General features: G+C 75.7%; 11 protein-coding genes and 1 pseudogene. 4 read left to right on the plus strand and 8 right to left on the minus strand.

What is annotated here, in order from left to right:
• Positions 1–112 precede the first annotated feature (112 nt).
• Together ABD254_RS03990 and ABD254_RS04000 are read right to left on the minus strand one after the other, a co-directional pair.
• Positions 113–3,696 (minus strand): annotated as a pseudogene (locus ABD254_RS03990) (ATP-binding cassette domain-containing protein).
• A 56-nt stretch (positions 3,697–3,752) separates the two neighbouring features.
• Positions 3,753–4,739, minus strand: a complete 987-nt coding sequence (locus tag ABD254_RS04000) for a malate dehydrogenase (RefSeq protein WP_344245884.1) — start codon at positions 4,737–4,739, stop codon at positions 3,753–3,755.
• A 275-nt stretch (positions 4,740–5,014) separates the two neighbouring features.
• Between ABD254_RS04000 and ABD254_RS04005 the strand changes: the two genes are divergently transcribed.
• Complete coding sequence (locus tag ABD254_RS04005) at positions 5,015–6,034, plus strand: aquaporin (RefSeq protein WP_344245886.1); 1,020 nt, start codon at positions 5,015–5,017, stop codon at positions 6,032–6,034.
• A gap of 212 nt (positions 6,035–6,246) precedes the next feature.
• Here the strand turns inward: ABD254_RS04005 and ABD254_RS04010 are convergent, their stop codons facing one another.
• Positions 6,247–6,612: a DUF3017 domain-containing protein gene (locus ABD254_RS04010; protein WP_344245887.1), complete on the minus strand. Its 366-nt coding sequence runs from the start codon at positions 6,610–6,612 to the stop codon at positions 6,247–6,249.
• A 24-nt stretch (positions 6,613–6,636) separates the two neighbouring features.
• Between ABD254_RS04010 and ABD254_RS04015 the strand changes: the two genes are divergently transcribed.
• Complete coding sequence (locus ABD254_RS04015) at positions 6,637–7,950, plus strand: NAD(P)/FAD-dependent oxidoreductase (RefSeq protein ID WP_344245888.1); 1,314 nt, start codon at positions 6,637–6,639, stop codon at positions 7,948–7,950.
• Between the two features lie 50 nt (positions 7,951–8,000).
• On the opposite strand, the gene purH is transcribed toward ABD254_RS04015, so the two are convergent.
• Positions 8,001–9,650, minus strand: a complete 1,650-nt coding sequence (gene purH / locus ABD254_RS04020) for a bifunctional phosphoribosylaminoimidazolecarboxamide formyltransferase/IMP cyclohydrolase (RefSeq protein ID WP_344245890.1) — start codon at positions 9,648–9,650, stop codon at positions 8,001–8,003.
• 188 nt (positions 9,651–9,838) lie between these two features.
• Positions 9,839–10,417, minus strand: a complete 579-nt coding sequence (locus ABD254_RS04025) for a TetR/AcrR family transcriptional regulator (protein WP_344245892.1) — start codon at positions 10,415–10,417, stop codon at positions 9,839–9,841.
• Between the two features lie 70 nt (positions 10,418–10,487).
• Between ABD254_RS04025 and ABD254_RS04030 the strand changes: the two genes are divergently transcribed.
• On the plus strand, positions 10,488–11,510 hold the full coding sequence (locus tag ABD254_RS04030) for an SDR family NAD(P)-dependent oxidoreductase (RefSeq protein WP_344245894.1): 1,023 nt from the start codon (positions 10,488–10,490) through the stop codon (positions 11,508–11,510).
• 67 nt (positions 11,511–11,577) lie between these two features.
• Here the strand turns inward: ABD254_RS04030 and ABD254_RS04035 are convergent, their stop codons facing one another.
• Complete coding sequence (locus ABD254_RS04035; protein ID WP_344245896.1) at positions 11,578–12,924, minus strand: MFS transporter; 1,347 nt, start codon at positions 12,922–12,924, stop codon at positions 11,578–11,580.
• Positions 12,925–13,006: 82 nt separating this feature from the next.
• Here ABD254_RS04035 and ABD254_RS04040 point away from each other — a divergent pair, with 82 nt between their 5' ends.
• The gene (locus tag ABD254_RS04040; protein ID WP_344245898.1) at positions 13,007–13,615 is read left to right on the plus strand and encodes a winged helix-turn-helix domain-containing protein; all 609 of its coding nucleotides are present in this window, start codon (positions 13,007–13,009) and stop codon (positions 13,613–13,615) included.
• Positions 13,616–13,624: 9 nt separating this feature from the next.
• On the opposite strand, the gene purN is transcribed toward ABD254_RS04040, so the two are convergent.
• Positions 13,625–14,281 (minus strand): phosphoribosylglycinamide formyltransferase, encoded by a 657-nt coding sequence (gene purN, locus ABD254_RS04045; protein ID WP_344245900.1) that lies wholly within the window; start codon positions 14,279–14,281, stop codon positions 13,625–13,627.
• Between the two features lie 32 nt (positions 14,282–14,313).
• Entirely contained in the window at positions 14,314–15,549 is a 1,236-nt protein-coding gene (locus ABD254_RS04050; RefSeq protein ID WP_344245902.1) for a cell division protein PerM, read from the minus strand.
• Positions 15,550–15,582 lie beyond the last annotated feature (33 nt).

Genomic DNA, 15,582 nt, shown 5'->3' on the forward strand with positions numbered 1-15,582 from the left:
CTGTAGCGTTGCTGCAAGTTTGCAGCAAGAGGTACGAGCAGAGCGGGCGGGTACGACGAAGGGCTGGAACCCGGGTACGGATTCCAGCCCTTCTCGTCCCCTGCGGAGGGGGTCAGCCCGCCAGGTGGCTCCAGCGCGGCGAGAGGTCGCGCCATGGTCCGACGTCGGCCACCTCGCCGTCCACCAGCACGACGACGCGGTCGGCCCGGGCGAGCGCCGCCCGCTTGGACGTCGAACCGACGACGGTGGTGCCGCGCGCCCGCAGCGACTCCCACAGCTCGATCTCGGTGGCCGCGTCCAGGGCGCTGGACACGTCGTCGGCGAGCAGCAGCTCCGCGTCGGCGGCCAGCGCGCGCGCCAGCGCCAGGCGCTGCACCTGACCGCCGGACAGCCGGACGCCGCGGTGCCCCACGAGGGCACCGTGCCCGCCGGCCTCGACGACGTCCTGCTCCATCCGGGCCGCGGCGACCGGCCCGGTGACCTCGCGCTCGTGGTCCAGGCGCACGTTCTCGGCGAACGTCCCCGACAGCACCCGCGGCACCTGCGCGACGTGCGCGACCTGCCCGGGCCGCAGGAACGTCTGGGTGTCGGTGACATCCGCGCCGTTCCACCGGATGCGGCCCGTGTGCTCCATCAGGCCCGCCAGCGCCGAGAGCAGGCTCGACTTGCCCGAGCCCACCTGCCCGAGCAGCAGCACCAGCTCGCCCCGCCGCACCGCCAGGTCGACGCCCGAGACGCCGATGGTGCCGTCGTCGTGCACCGCCGTCATGCCGGCGAGCTCGAGCCGCTCCAGCTCCCGGCGCGGACCCTGGTCGGGCGCGGGGGCGTCGCCGGTGACCAGGTCCACGCCGGGCGGGGTGTCCATGAGGTCGGCGCCCGCCGCGAACCGGCTGGTGGCCTGCTGCCAGGACCGGGTGCCCGGCGCCTCCGTCACGACCGCGCCGGCGACGACGCCGAACCAGCCGAAGCCGTTCACGGCGCTGGACACGAGCAGCGCGGTGGCCAGGCTCCAGGTCCCGGTGAGGAGGCCCGCCCACGCCGCGACGACGCCGAGCTGGATCATGATCATCGGCACGCCGTCGAGGGCGGCCTGCACCCGGTGCTCGAAGATCGCGGCCCGCACGCGGCCTGCGTCGACCTCGCGCAGGTGGGCGTGCACCTGCGGCGTGCGCGCGGCGAGCTTGACCGTGCGCGCGGAGTCGAGCGCGGAGACCAGGGCCCGCCCGAAGCCAGCGCGCGCGGCCGACGAGCGCGTGGCGGAGCGGCCGGCGATCGGCCGCCCGATCGCGGACGCCGCGGCCGAGACGACCATGACGGCGAGCAGCACGGCGCCGGCGAGCCACGAGCGGCTCAGCAGCGCCGTCACGCCCGCGATGACCAGGCCGTTGACGAAGTCCACCCAGCGGTCGGAGTACCGCACGAACCGGTCGGCGTCCATGGCGCGCGCCACCACCTCGCCGGGGGGCGTGGCCGTGAGCCGGTGCTGACGCGTTTGGCCCGCCAGCACGGCCATGCGCACCCGCAGCAGCACCTCGACCCACCAGCGCGGGTACACGTACAGCGCGCGGGCGAGCGCCAGCGGCGCGGCGACGAGCAGCACCGTGAGCAGCACCAGCAGCACCGTCGGGAAGCCGCCGGTCTCCAGGCCCTCGACGGCGTGCCCGAACAGGAAGCCGGTGAGCGCGCCCTGCGCGGAGACCAGGCTGGCCACCAGGAAGAGCACCGCGCCCACGAGTCCCCACGCCGGCCGCACGACCAGCGCGTGCAGCACGCCGCGGGCCAGGCTCGGCCCGTCGCCCGGGTCGGCCAGCTCGGGTGGCGCGCCGCGGCGGCGGCGCCCTCCCACGGCGTCGGTCGCGACGACCGAGGTCTCGACAGGCTCGACCGACGAGGGCTCGACCGGGGTCTCGACAGGCTCGACCGACGAGACCCCGCCGTCGACGCTCCCGTCGAGGCCGCCGTCGGACGCGCTCGCCTCCAGCAGGCTGCGGTATCGGCCGGGAGCCGCGGCGAGCTCGGCCCGCGGGCCCTGCTGCACGACGCGGCCGTGGTCGAGCACCGCGACGAGGCCCGCGCGCTCGATGGTGGTGAGCCGGTGCGCGACGAGCACACCGGTGCGCCCGGTGAGCAACCGGTCGGACGCGGCGACGACGCGCGCCTCGGTCAGCGGGTCCATGCGCGCCGTGGCCTCGTCGAGCACGACGACCTGCACGTCGCGCACGAGCAGGCGCGCGAAGGCGACCAGCTGCTCCTCCCCCGCGGACAGCGTGGTGCCGCCGGGACCGAGCAGCGTGTCCAGCCCGTCGGACAGGCCGCTCACCCAGTCGTCCAGACGCAGCTCGCGGACGGCGGCCTCGACGTCGGAGCGGGGCACGTCGGCGAAGAGCGCGATGTTCTCGGCGAGGGTGCCGGCGAGGATCTCGGTGCGCTGGGTGACGACGCCGACCGACGCGCGCAGCTGCTGCAGGTCCAGGTCGCGCACGTCCGTGCCACCGAGGAACACGGAGCCCGGCTCCGGCTCGACGGCCCGGGACAGCAGCGACGCGAGCGTCGACTTGCCCGAGCCCGTGCGGCCGACCAGCGCGACGGTCTCGCCGGCCGGCACCCGCAGGTTCACGCCCTGCAGGGCGAACGTGCCCTCGGCGTACGAGAAGTGCAGGTCGCGCAGCTCGATCCCGAGCGGGGGTCGGGCACGGAGGCGCCGCCCGCGGGCTCCGGGACGACCGACAGCATCTGCCGGATGCGGGTGATCGCACCCAGGCCCTCCTGGATGTCCGGGAGGTGGTGGATCAGGTTGTCCACCTGGCCCACGAACATCGCCGTGACCAGGAAGAGCGTGACCAGCCGGTCCACGGGAAGCCCGCCGCTGGAGGCGAACGCGGTGCCCGCCACGGCGACCCCGGCGAGCAGCGCGGCGAGCACGAGCCCGGCGCGGCGCAGCATCTTCGCCTCCACCGTCACGACGTCGCGGAACCGGCGGTGCACCTCGGCCGACCGCTGGGCGAGGCGGCGGATCGCGAACGGCTGCCCCAGGCTGGTACGCAGGTCGTTGCGCGCGGCCACGGACTCCTCGAACGCCGCGGCGTGGTCCGTCCAGGCGGCTTCCTCGATCACCTTCCGCCGGGCGATCTCGCCCAGCATCGGCCGTACCAGCAGCGCCGCGAGCGCGGCCAGCGCCGGGAACAGGATCCAGGCCGGCCACCAGGTCACGCCCGCGACGACCCACATCGGCAGGACCCCGACGAGCGTGCGCCCCGCGCCCCACAGCTGGCGGCGCACCAGCGTGCCGACGGCGTGCGTGTCGTCGTCGACCCGGTCGAGCACCTCGCCGACCGCCTGCTCGGTGAGCGTGGCCAGCGGCTGGTGGAGCGCCGCGCTGAGGAGGTCCCCGCGAAGCTTTCCCTCGGCGCGGTCGACGACGCCGGCCCACACCACCTGGCCGGCCGTGTCGAACAGGGCGGCCCCGACGACGCAGGTCGCGAGGAGCGCGAGCAGCGCCGTCGTCGGGTCGTCGGCGAGCCGCCCCGCGATGACGGTGCCGAGCGCCGTCCCGACGGCGCCGAGCGTCAGCGCCAGCAGGGCGACGGCGGCGACCGGCCCGCGCAGGCGTCGCCAGTCCAGCCGGCGGGAGGGGTCGGTGGGCACGGGCGAGGGCGCGGACGTGGCGTCGGGCGTCACAGCGGGGGCATGGATCATGGCCCGAGAAGCCTATGTGCCCCCGCCGACAGGCCGCCGCTCTTTATCCGCCCCGCTCAGATCAGTCCGAGCGACCGCACCGCCTCGCGCTCCTCGACCAGCTCGGCGACGCTCGCGTCGATGCGCGCCCGGGAGAAGTCGTCGATCTCGATGCCATCGACCACGTCCCACGTCCCGCCCGAGGACGTCACCGGGAACGAGGACACGATCCCCTCCGGCACCCCGTACTGCCCCGTCGACCAGAGGCCCGCGCTCGTCCAGTCGCCCTCGGGCGTACCGAGCGTCCAGTCGCGCGTGTGGTCGATCGCCGCGTTCGCGGCCGACGCCGCCGACGACGCGCCGCGCGCGTCGATGATCGCGGCGCCGCGCTTCGCGACCGTCGGGATGAAGTCGTCGGTGAGCCACGCGGTGTCGGCGGCCAGCTCGGCGCCCGGCCGGCCGCCCACCTCGGCGTGGAACAGGTCGGGGTACTGCGACGCGGAGTGGTTGCCCCAGATCGTCAGCCGCCGCACCTGCGCCACCGGCACCCCGGCGCGCGCCGCCGCCTGGGACAGCGCCCGGTTGTGGTCGAGGCGCGTCATCGCCGTGAAGCGGTCCTTGGGCACGTCGGGGGCGTTCGACGCCGCGATGAGCGCGTTGGTGTTGGCCGGGTTCCCCACGACCAGCACCCGCACGTCGTCGGCGGCGTGGTCGTTGATGGCCCGGCCCTGCGGGCCGAAGATGCCGCCGTTGGCCTCGAGCAGGTCCGCGCGCTCCATGCCCGCACCCCGCGGCCGGGCACCCACGAGCAGCGCGACGTTGGTCCCCGCGAACCCGGCGGCCACGTCGTCGTGGATGTCGATCCCCGCCAGGAGCGGGAACGCGCAGTCGTCCAGCTCCATCGCCGTGCCCTCGGCGGCCTTCACCGCCTGCGGGATCTCGAGCAGCCGCAGCCGCACGGGGACCTCGGGGCCGAGCATGGCGCCCGACGCGATCCGGAAGAGCAGCGCGTACCCGATCTGGCCGGCTGCTCCGGTGACGGTGACGTTCACTGGTGTCGTCATGCCCCTACTGTGGCGCAGCGGGCGGCCTGGGTCGACCGCATCTCGCGACCGGCGTCGCGCCGTGCCGACACCACGGCTCGGCGACGCGCCCGCGCGACCGTCCCGCGCGGCGCCGGGGAGCGCGATACGGTGCGACCAGGGACGACACCGGCCGGGGCACCCAGGAATCGTCCAGAACCCGGTGGCAGCATGCCCGCCGCGACCACGGTCGCCGACAGAACGCCCCCACCCGGGGGCACACCGAGACGCCCGTCTCCCGAACAGAGAAGGACCTCATGTCCCAGGACCTCGCCGCACAGAGCGGCACGCCTGCGGTCGCCGTCGAGGAGTCGACGGCACCCGAGCACGGCCTCTTCGCCCGACTCGCCGCCGAGGCGTTCGGCACCTTCGTCCTGGTGCTGGGCATCGTCGGCACCGCGACGTTCAACGCGGTCAACAGCGGTCAGATCCTGCCCGTGGCGCTCGCCGGCGGCATCCTCGTCATGGGCGCCATCGCCGCCGTCGGCGGCGTCTCCGGCGGCCACTTCAACCCGGCGGTGACGTTCGGCCTGGCGCTCGCCGGCCGCACACCGTGGCGCGACCTGCTGCCCTACTGGGTCGCCCAGTTCGTCGGCGGCATCGCCGCCTCGGCCGTCATGTACTCGATCATCCCCGACGCGTTCCCGGCGCTCACCGGCGCCGCGGACAAGGCCGCGCTCTTCCAGGGCACCGCGAACGGCTTCGGCACCCACTCGCCGCTCGCCGCGCTCACCGCCCAGTCGGGTTCGCCCGCCGAGTTCTCCATGTGGGCTGCGGTCCTCGTCGAGGTGGTCGTCACCGCCGTGTTCGTCGGCGTCATCCTCGGTGTGACCAGCAAGCGCACCACCGTGAACTACGCGCCGGTCGTCATCGGCCTGACGCTGGGCGCGATGCTCATCGTCGCCTGGCCCGTCACGAACGCCTCGCTGAACCCGGCCCGCTCCCTCGCGTCGGCCGTGTTCGCCGGCGGCTGGACGTGGGGCCAGTTCTTCCAGGTGTTCCTCTGGGCCCCCCTGGTCGGCGCCGCGCTCGCCGCGCTCTTCTACCGCGCCTTCGCCCCGGTCCCGGCCGTGGCGCAGGTCGAGGTCGGATCGCAGGCCGGCGACACGCTCGACGACGAGCCGGCCGAGCACGACGTGGTCGACGACGGCGCCCTGGCCGGCGCGGAGCCCGACGACGCCGACGACACGTCCGACGAGGCCGCCACGGACGTGGCCGACACGGACACCGACGTCGACACCGACCGCCGCCGCGACGGCGAGGCCCCGAGGGCCTGACCCTCGACCCGGCCACGCCGAGGGCCGGCTCCCCGTGATCGCGGGGAGCCGGCCCTCGTCGTCTCCGAGAGCCTCCGCCTCAGCCGGGCCGTCGGTCGGCCGAGTCTGCGGTTCCGCTCCGGGCGCGTGCCTCGTACCTCGGCCCGCACCCTCCGCTGCACCTCCGCCTCAGCCGGGCCGTCGGTCGGCCGAGTCTGCGGTTCCGCTCCGCCTCAGCCGACGCCCGGGGCGGTGAGCGCCAGCACGCCGATGGCGACGGCCGCCGTCCAGCACGTGAGCACGTCGAACCCGCGGCTGCGCACCACCAGGCCCATCGGTCCGGACGGCGACGTCGCGCGCCACGTCCCGGCGACGGCGAGGGTGACCGCGACGGTGAGGGTGCCCAGCCGTGCGCCCACCAGCACGCCGAGCACGACGGCCAGCACCACGCCGACCAGCACGGTGACGATGGCGCGCTCCGGCCCGGGCACACGGCGCCCGGAGGCGGGCGCGCCCTCGTCCGAGCGGTCGACGGAGTGCCACACGGGCGCGGGCTCGGGGCGCCCCCCTGCCGGGTCGGGCTGCGCTCGGGGATCCACGGCAGCCGAGCCTACCCTCGGAGGGTGAGCGTCCCGACCGCACCCGAACCAGCACCCGCCCTCGACCCGCCCGCCCGCCCCCCGCGCTCCGTCGTGGTCGTCGGGGCAGGGCTCGCCGGAGCCCAGACGGTCGCGGCCCTGCGCGCCCACGGCTTCGACGGCCGGATCACCCTGCTCGGCGCCGAGGGGGTGCCGCCCTACGACCGTCCCCCGCTGTCCAAGGAACTGCTCACCCGACCGGCGCCGGTGTGGCTGCGCGACGACCTCGGCGTCGACGTGGAGAAGCTCGCCGACGACGTGCGCCTCGCGGATCCGGCGACCCGACTCGAGTCCCGCCCGGACGGCGCGGAGGTGACGACGGCCTCCGGCGCGCGGCTCGTCGCGGACGCCGTCGTGCTCGCCGTCGGCTCCGAGCCGGTGCGGCCGGCCGGCTGGGAATCGGCCGCCGTGCTGCACACCGCCGACGACGCCGACCGGTTGCGCGCCGCGCTGCGGGAGCGGCCGGGTCTGCGGCTCGTCGTGGTGGGCGCGGGCTGGATCGGCGCCGAGATCGCGGGCGTGGCCGCGGGCGCGGGCGCCGACGCGACCGTCGTCGAGGCGGCGGCCAGCCCGCTGACCCGTCAGCTCGGCGCCGAGGTGGGGGCGCACCTGAGCGGCTGGTACGACGCGGCGGGCGTGCGGCTGCGCACCGGCGTCCCCGTGGCGGCGGTGCGCCCGGCCGGCGTGGAGCTGGCGTCGGGCGAGGAGCTGCCGGCGGACCTGGTGCTCGCGGCGGTCGGCGCCCGCCCGGCGTCGCGGTGGCTCGCCGGGTCGCTCCCGCTCGACGCGCGCGGTGCCGTGCTGACGGACGCGGACGGCGCCGTCCCCGGCCGTCCGCGGGTGTGGGCCGTGGGCGACGTGGCCTCCCGGGCGCACCCGGTCTTCGGCACCGTGCCTGGCGGGCACTGGTCGGCCGCGCTGCACGACCCGGACGCGACCGCCCGGTCCGTGCTCGGAGTCGGGCCGGGGCAGGCGCACGCGCCGTACGTCTTCTCGCAGCAGCTCGGCCACGACCTCGCGCTGCTCGGCCTGCCGGCCACGGACGGCGCCGCGCACGGCCCGGTCGTCTGGCGCGGGACGCCCGGCGACGGTCCGTGGGCGGCGCTCTACCTCGACCCCGGCCAGGCGTCCGGCGCCCCCGTCGACGGCGTCGCGACGGTCCGCGCGGTGCTGCTCGTCGACTCGCCCCGCGACGTCGGCGGCGTGCGGCGACTGATGAACCGCGGCGAGCCGCTACGCCTGGACCTCGGCCGTGCCACCGATCCCGCCGTCCGGCTCAAGGACGCCGTCGCCGGTTGAGCTTGTCGAAACCAAGACAGGTTTCGACAAGCTCAACCGGCGATGCGGTGTCAGTGGGCGAAGTGGCGCGTGCCGGTGAAGTACATCGTGACGCCAGCGGCGCGGGCGGCCTCGACCACCTCGGCGTCGCGGATGGACCCGCCCGGCTGCACGACCGCACGCACGCCCGCGTCGATCAGCACCTGCAGGCCGTCGGCGAACGGGAAGAACGCGTCGGACGCCGCCACGGCGCCGCGGGCGCGCTCGACAGGGCCGGCGTCGCCCTCGGCCAGCGAGTTGGCCCGCTCCACCGACAGGCGGCACGAGTCGACCCGGTTCACCTGGCCCATGCCGATGCCCACGGCCGCGCCGCCCGAGGCGAGCAGGATGGCGTTCGACTTCGCGGCGCGCACCGACTTCCAGGCGAACGCGAGGTCGGCAAGGGTGGCCTCGTCCGCGGCCTCCCCGGCGGCGAGGGTCCAGGACGCGGGGTCGTCGCCCTCGGCCTGGAAGCGGTCGACCTCCTGGACGAGCATGCCGCCGGAGATCGGCCGGTTCTCGGCGACGGCGTGCGGCGGGGTGTCGACGACGAGCAGGCGCACGTTCTTCTTCTTCTGCAGGATCTCCAGCGCCTCGGGCTCGAAGCCCGGGGCGAGGACGACCTCGGTGAAGATCGGCGCGATCCCCTCGGCCGCGGCCCGGGTGACGACGCGGTTCGCGGCGATGACGCCGCCGTACGCGGAGACCGGGTCGGTGGCGTGCGCGCGGGCGTGCGCCTGGGCGACGTCCTCGCCGACGGCGATGCCGCACGGGTTGGCGTGCTTGATGATCGCGACGGCGGGCGCGTCGTGGTCGTGCGCGGCGCGCCAGGCGGCGTCGGCGTCGACGTAGTTGTTGTAGCTCATCGCCTTGCCGTGCAGCTGCGTGGCCTGGGCGAGCCCGGCCGCGCCGTCGGTGCGCGTGAACAGCGCGGCCCGCTGGTGCGGGTTCTCGCCGTACCGCAGCACGGCGGCGCGCTCGAACGTGGCGCCCGCGATGTCGGGCATGTGGGACTCGAGCGCGATCTCGTCCGGCGCGTAGACGCTGGCGAACCAGGAGGCGACCGCGACGTCGTACTGGGCGGTGTGCGCGAACGCGGCGGCGGCGAGGCGCTTGCGCCCCGCGAACGTGAAGCCCCCGGCCTGGACGGCCGCGACCACGTCGTCGTACCGCGCCGGGTCGACGACGACGGCCACGCTCGGGTGGTTCTTCGCCGCGGCGCGGACCATCGACGGGCCGCCGATGTCGACCTGCTCGACGACGTCGTCCGGCCCGGCCCCGGACGCGACGGTGGCGGCGAACGGGTACAGGTTCACGACGACGAGCTCGAACGTCTCGATGCCCAGGTCGGCGAGCTGGGTGAGGTGGTCGGCCTTGCGGGTGTCGGCCAGGATGCCGGCGTGCACGCGCGGGTGCAGCGTCTTGACGCGGCCCTCGAGGCACTCGGGGAAGCCGGTGAGCTCCTCGACCCGGGTCACGGGGACGCCGGCGTCGGCGATGCGCGCGGCGGTGGAGCCGGTGGACACGAGCTCGACGCCGGCGGCGTGCAGCGCGGTGGCGAGCTCGGTCAGGCCGGTCTTGTCGTAGACGCTGAGCAGCGCGCGCTTCACGGGGCGCTGGGCGTCGTCGGCGAGCTGGACGTCGGGGGCGGTGATGTGCGGGGTGGAGGCTGCGCCGGACATGTCTTCTCCTCGGGGGCAGGGTTCTCGCGGAAAGACCCTCGCACCCAGGCGGGCGGCGCGCATGGCGGCCGGTCGCGCGGTGCTGCGTCGACGACCGGTCGGCCGCTCCCCGGTGGTGACCCACCCTCGCCAGTCACGGCCGCGGCGAGTCTACCGAATACCGCCGGGCCCGATCACCCGCGCTGCCGTCACCGGGGCAGCGTGACCGCGATGCCGAGGAGGCTCCAGGCCCTCGCAGCCAGGGCCGGGCGCTCGGACGACGGGCGACGGGTGAGCGCGCCGGACACCATCTCGACGCCCAGCATGACGTCGGCCGTCGTCGTCCCGGCCGGCACCCGGCCCGAGGCGAGCGCCGCGTCGAGGTGCGCGGCGAGCGCCGCCTCGACCCGGTCGCGCAGCGCGAGCATCCGGCCGGGCCGGTCCTCGACCAGCAGGTCGACCACCCCGACGGACTCGACGGCGTGGCGCGTGACCAGCCCGAGGAGGTCCGGCAGGCTCGCGGCGTCCCGGCCGGACGCCGTCTCGAGCTCGTCGACGTTCTCCTCCACGACCGCGGCGACGAGCGCCAGCCGGTCGGGGAAGTGGCGGTAGAGACTGCCCTGCCCGACGCCGGCGCGGCGGGCGATCGCGCTCAGCGGGGCCGCGGTCCCGGACTCGGCGAAGATCCCGTGCGCGGCGGCGAGGAGGGCGGCACGGTTGCGCGCGGCCGCCGCGGGTCCGGGGTTGCTCCGGGTGGTCGGGCGGGCTTTGCTCCGGTCGGCGGGCACCGGACTACACTAGCAACCGGACAGAGTTGTCCGGATAGCCCGTGAGGGACCTGCCAGCAAGGAGTGCACCATGGCCCTGTCCGCATCCTCGACCGTCGGCGAGTGGATCGACCACCCGGTCGGCGGCCGTATCTTCGGCGCCGTCCTCGAGCAGGCCGGCGCGTCGGCCGAGGCCCTGGCCCCGGCACGCAACCTCCCGCTGGGGCAGCTCGTCACGCTGTCGAACGGCCAGTTCCCCGCCGAGATGGTGGACGGCCTCGTCGCCGCCTACCGCGCCGAGGCGCCCGAGGACGCCGAGGACGACGCCCCCGCCGCCGCGCCCGGCACCGGACCCTGGGTCGAGCAGATCATCCCGGGTCGTTTCACCGGCCAGACCGTGATCGTCACCGGCGCCGCGTCGGGCATCGGCCGCGCCGTCGCCTCCCGGGTGGCCCGCGAGGGCGGGCGCGTCGTCGCCGTCGATCTCGCCAAGGAGAAGCTCGACGAGCTGGTCGAGGCCCTGTCGGGCGCCGAGGTCGTCGCCGTGGCGGGCGACATCACGTCTTCCGAGTCGGTCGAGGAGATCCTTCGCGCCGCGGGCGACCGCGTCGACGCCCTCGCGAACGTCGCCGGGATCATGGACGACATGGGCGCGGTCCACGAGCTCACCGACGCGACGTGGGAGCGCGTGATGCGCGTGAACGTCGACGGCACGATGCGCCTCATGCGCGCCGTCGTCCCCGGCATGCTCGCGGCCCGTAGCGGGCGGATCGTCAACGTCGCGTCGGAGGCGGGCCTGCGCGGCTCCGCCGCGGGCGCCGCGTACACCGCCTCGAAGCACGCCGTGGTCGGCCTCACCAAGTCCTCGGCGGTGATGTACGCGGGCACGGGGATCCAGGTCAACGCCGTCGCGCCCGGCGGCGTGGCCACCGGCATCCGGGTGCCGGCCCAGGCCGAGTTCGGCGGCGCCCGCCTCGGGAAGTTCATGGGCAACATCCCGGGGGTCGCGACGGCGGAGCACCTCGCCGCGTCGATCACGTTCCTGCTCTCGCGGGACGCCGTGAACCTCAACGGCGCGATCGTCGCGTCCGACGGCGGCTGGTCCGCCGTCTGACCCATGGGCTGTCGGAGCCAGGTGAGGGAATGGACCGACCTGGCTCCGACAGCTCCCGGTCGGGGCGTCATTCCGCGGGCATCGGGAGCGCGTCGTCGGCCCAGGTGTCCGGCGTCCCGACGCTCCACAGCGACCGCACCAGGGAGAGCGCGACGGTGGTCGCGGCGAGCAGCGCCACGAGCGTCCACAGCACGACGCCGATGCCGCCGACGTCGAGCAGGGTGCCGCCCACGAGCGGCGCGATCGGCAGCGCCGCCACGCCGCTGAGCCCCAGCACGGAGGACAGCCGGCCCTGCATCTCCCCCGGCGTGATCGCCGCGATGTAGCCCGCCATCCCGGCGTTCACCGCCGGGACGAGCAGCACCCCCACCCCGGTGAGGATCACGTACCCGAGGTAGGTCTGCACGAGCGCCATGACGGCGAAGGCGACGACGAGCAGCCCGAGCGCGAGCACGGTCACGACGCCGAGCCGCAGCCGGGCCACGAGCGGGGGCGCGACCACGGCGCCGAGGAGCATCGACCCCGCCGTGACCATGCCGAGGACGCCGATGAGCACCGGCGGGGTGCCGTTGCCGGCGAGCTCGAGGTTGATGCCGATCATCATGCCGCTCAGCGCGACGTTCACCACGACGAACAGCCCGAGGCACGCCCGGAAGAGGGGCACCGACCAGACGAACCGCAGCCCTTGCTTCAGCGCGACCAGCGGTCGGGTGGCGCGCTGGTCGGCCACGTCTCCGTTCAGCGGCTCCTTGACGAAGAAGGCGCAGATCGCCGTCGCCGCCTCACCGATGACGGCTCCGATCATCGGGACGACGTGACCGATGCCGTACAGCACGCCGCCGAGCGGTCCGCCGAGCATCCCCGCGACGGCGTCCCGCCCCTGCGCGGCGGCGTACGCGGTGGGCAGCTGCGCCTGCGGGACGACGGCGCGGAAGGCACCGCTGATGGCAGGGTCGAGGAACGCGGTCGCCACGGCGGCGCCGAAGAGGACGGCGGCGAGGTGCCACGCCGTCAGCCCGCCCGTGACGCCGGCGAACACCACGGTGGCCCACAAGAGGGCCGCGACGCTCGCCGCCCCGACAACGAGCCTGCGCCGGTCCGTGCGGTCCGCCACGACGCCGGCCGGGAGGGCGGCCAGCAGGGCCCCGGTCTGGCCGACGGCCGCCACGACTCCCGCCGCGGTGGGCGAGCCCGTGAGCTCCAGCGCCAGCAGCGGGACGGCGAACCTCGCGATGCTCACCCCGAGGGACTGGGTGGTCAGCCCCGACATGAGCAGCATGTACGGCCGGTTGCGCCGCAACGGTGCCGAGGGGGCGGCCGGGTCCGGCGGCGCCGCTGCGACTGGCGGGGCGGCCGCATCGGCGGGCTCGGCGGCGGTCGCGCGGGACGGCTCGGCGGCCGTGGTGTGGCTCATGCCCACGACGGTAGACCCGCAACTCTCATTGCGCAATAGCTATTGCGCAATGTTCCCTGCGGGCTCTTGCTAGGCTCGGCCCGTGCCTGACCCGAACCCCCGCATGGAGACGATGGAGGTCCGCGACCCGGAGACGCTGCGCGCCATCGCCCATCCGGTGCGCCAGCGGATCCTCATGCAGCTCGCCGTCCTCGACCACGCACGGGCCGCCGACCTCGCGGCCGCGATCGGCCAGCCGGCCAACTCCGTGAGCTTCCACCTGCGCGTGCTCGCCAAGGCCGGGATGATCGTCGAGGCTCCCGAGCACGCCCGCGACAAGCGGGACCGCGTCTGGACCAACGTCGCGACCAGCTACAACGTGAAGCCGAGCGCCGGCGGCGCCGCCGACCTCATCCTGCGTCCGACCGTCGAGTGGCTCACGGAGGTCTTCGCGCACGGCGAGCACGAGGAGACCCGCGGCACCGGGCGGACGTTCATGCTCACCACCATGCTGCTCACGCACGACGAGGGGAACGAGCTGGTGCACGAGCTCTCGGAGCTCCTGAACCGCTGGTCGGAGCGCAGCCTCGCCGCGGCACGTGACGGCGCCGACACCCCGCGCGAGGTCTACCAGGTGCTCACCGCCGTCGCGCCGCGCGACGACCCCGACGGCACGCGCGAGGCCGCCCGAGAGCGCGAGACGACGGACTGACGACCGCCGTCAGCCGATGACGGCCTTGCGCCCGTCGACCCGCAGCCCCTCGCGCGCGATGCGCCCGACGGTCTCGACGAGCAGCGCGCGCTCGGCGACCTTGATCCGCTCGTGCAGGCTCGCCTCGTCGTCGCCGTCGGCCACGGGCACCACGGCCTGGGCGAGGATCGGCCCGGTATCGACGCCGTTGTCCACGACGTGCACCGTGCAGCCGGTGACCCTGACGCCGTAGGCGAGGGCGTCGCGCACGCCGTGCGCGCCGGGGAAGGACGGCAGCAGCGCGGGGTGGGTGTTGACGATCCGCCCCGCGAACCGGTCCACGAAGGACGGCGCCAGGATGCGCATGAACCCGGCGAGCACCACGTAGTCGGGCCGGAACACCGCCACGGCCTCGGCGACGCCGACGTTCCACGCGGCCCGGTCCTCGAAGTCCGCCGGAGCCACGACGACGGACGCCACGCCGGCGTCGCGTGCGAGGTCCAGCGCGCCGGCGCCGGGCTTGTCCGACACGACGCCGACGACCCGCGCGCCGTACCCGGCGTCGTCGTGCGCGGAGAGCAGGGCCGCGAGGTTGGAGCCTCCGCCCGACGCGAGGACGACGAGCCGCGCCTGCGCGGTCGACTCCGGGGAGGTGGACGCGACAGGGTGGCCGGAGGGGGTCTGCACGGCCGCCAGCCTACCGGCGCCCGCCTTGGCGCCTACCCGCGTCGTCGCCGCGCCCCGAGGCCCAGGTGCGCCCAGGCGAGCGCGCCCGCGGCGCCGACGCCGACCTCCCCGGCGACGACGCCCGCGACGAGCAGCGGGTCTCCCCCGACGTCTGCGAGCCGCCCGGCGCCCACGGCACCGCCCGCCCACCACTGCAGCAGCCCGGTGACGGCGACGACGACGAGCACCAGCCCCGCCAGCACCCACGCGACGTCGGCCCAGCGCACCCGGTCGGGGTCGAGCCGCCGCCATGCGAAGGCGCCCGCCGCGACCCCGCACCCGACCACCAGCGCCGGACCCCACACGACCGCGGCCGGCCCGGCCCAGTCCGGGCCGGGCAGCGCGCCCAGCAGGGGGACGGCGGGAAGCGGGCCGGCAACGGTCCCGCTCGCCGCGAAGACGGTCCCGGCCCCCACCGCGAACCCCGGCCCGGCCAGCCAGGCCGTGGCCCACACGATCAGGTTGGGCAGCAGCGCCAGCTGCGCGACGGCGAGCACGATGCCGCCGATCCAGCCGGGCGCGAGCCCGCCCACGATGTCGTCCGACGTCGCGCGCCCCGCGACCACCCACACCACGGTCAGCAGCGCGCCGGCCGCCACGAGGAGGGCGAGGGCGACGGCGGCCGCCTGCATGCCGAGCCGCATCACGTCCGGCACCCACCGGTCGAGCCTCCCGCCGGGCTCGACGACCACCGGGCGCTCCGGCGGGACGAGGATGCCGAGCGCCGCGCCGAGCCCCCCGACCACCGCGCCGCCGACGACGGCCAGCGCCACCCTGCCCAGGTCCTGCGCGCCCGTCGCCGCGGCGAGGGCAGCGGTGACCACCGCGTACGCGACGACCGCCCCCACCCAGGCGGCGAGCGTCGGGAGGGTCGACCGCTTCACGGAGACGTAGGCGGTGAAGACGGCCAGCGCGCCGATGCCGAGCGGCACGAGCGTGATCGTGGCGCCGCCCGCCGCCACCGGCACCCCGTGCCCGAGCAGCCAGAGACCGGTGGCCACGCCGAACGCCGACGTCCAGGCAGCGTCGGGCGTCTGCGCCCCGCCGAGGACGCCGACGACCGCGAGCAGCACGACCACCGCGTACGACAGCACCACGCCCTGCAGAGTCGCCCAGACGCCGGACGTCGCCGCCGCGAACCGCTCGCTCCCACGGCCCAGGAGCCGGACCGGCCGGGGTTCCTCGACGGTGCGGGGGTTGCTGGCGGTACGGGTCGGCGGTGCGCTCACCCGCCCATGGTCACCCGCGGGCCGGGCAGAAGG

Source organism: Isoptericola hypogeus (genome assembly GCF_039531145.1).
In the GTDB taxonomy this organism is placed as follows: Bacteria; Actinomycetota; Actinomycetes; order Actinomycetales; family Cellulomonadaceae; genus Isoptericola; species Isoptericola hypogeus.

Excerpts from the sequence above, each read along its gene's own strand:
- ABD254_RS04005 (WP_344245886.1), top strand. The coding sequence starts at position 5,015 with ATGTCCCAGGACCTCGCCGCACAGAGCGGCACGCCTGCGGTCGCCGTC.
- purH (WP_344245890.1), bottom strand. The coding sequence starts at position 9,650 with ATGTCCGGCGCAGCCTCCACCCCGCACATCACCGCCCCCGACGTCCAG.
- ABD254_RS04035 (WP_344245896.1), bottom strand. The coding sequence starts at position 12,924 with ATGAGCCACACCACGGCCGCCGAGCCGTCCCGCGCGACCGCCGCCGAG.
- ABD254_RS04030 (WP_344245894.1), top strand. The coding sequence starts at position 10,488 with ATGGCCCTGTCCGCATCCTCGACCGTCGGCGAGTGGATCGACCACCCG.
- ABD254_RS04000 (WP_344245884.1), bottom strand. The coding sequence starts at position 4,739 with ATGACGACACCAGTGAACGTCACCGTCACCGGAGCAGCCGGCCAGATC.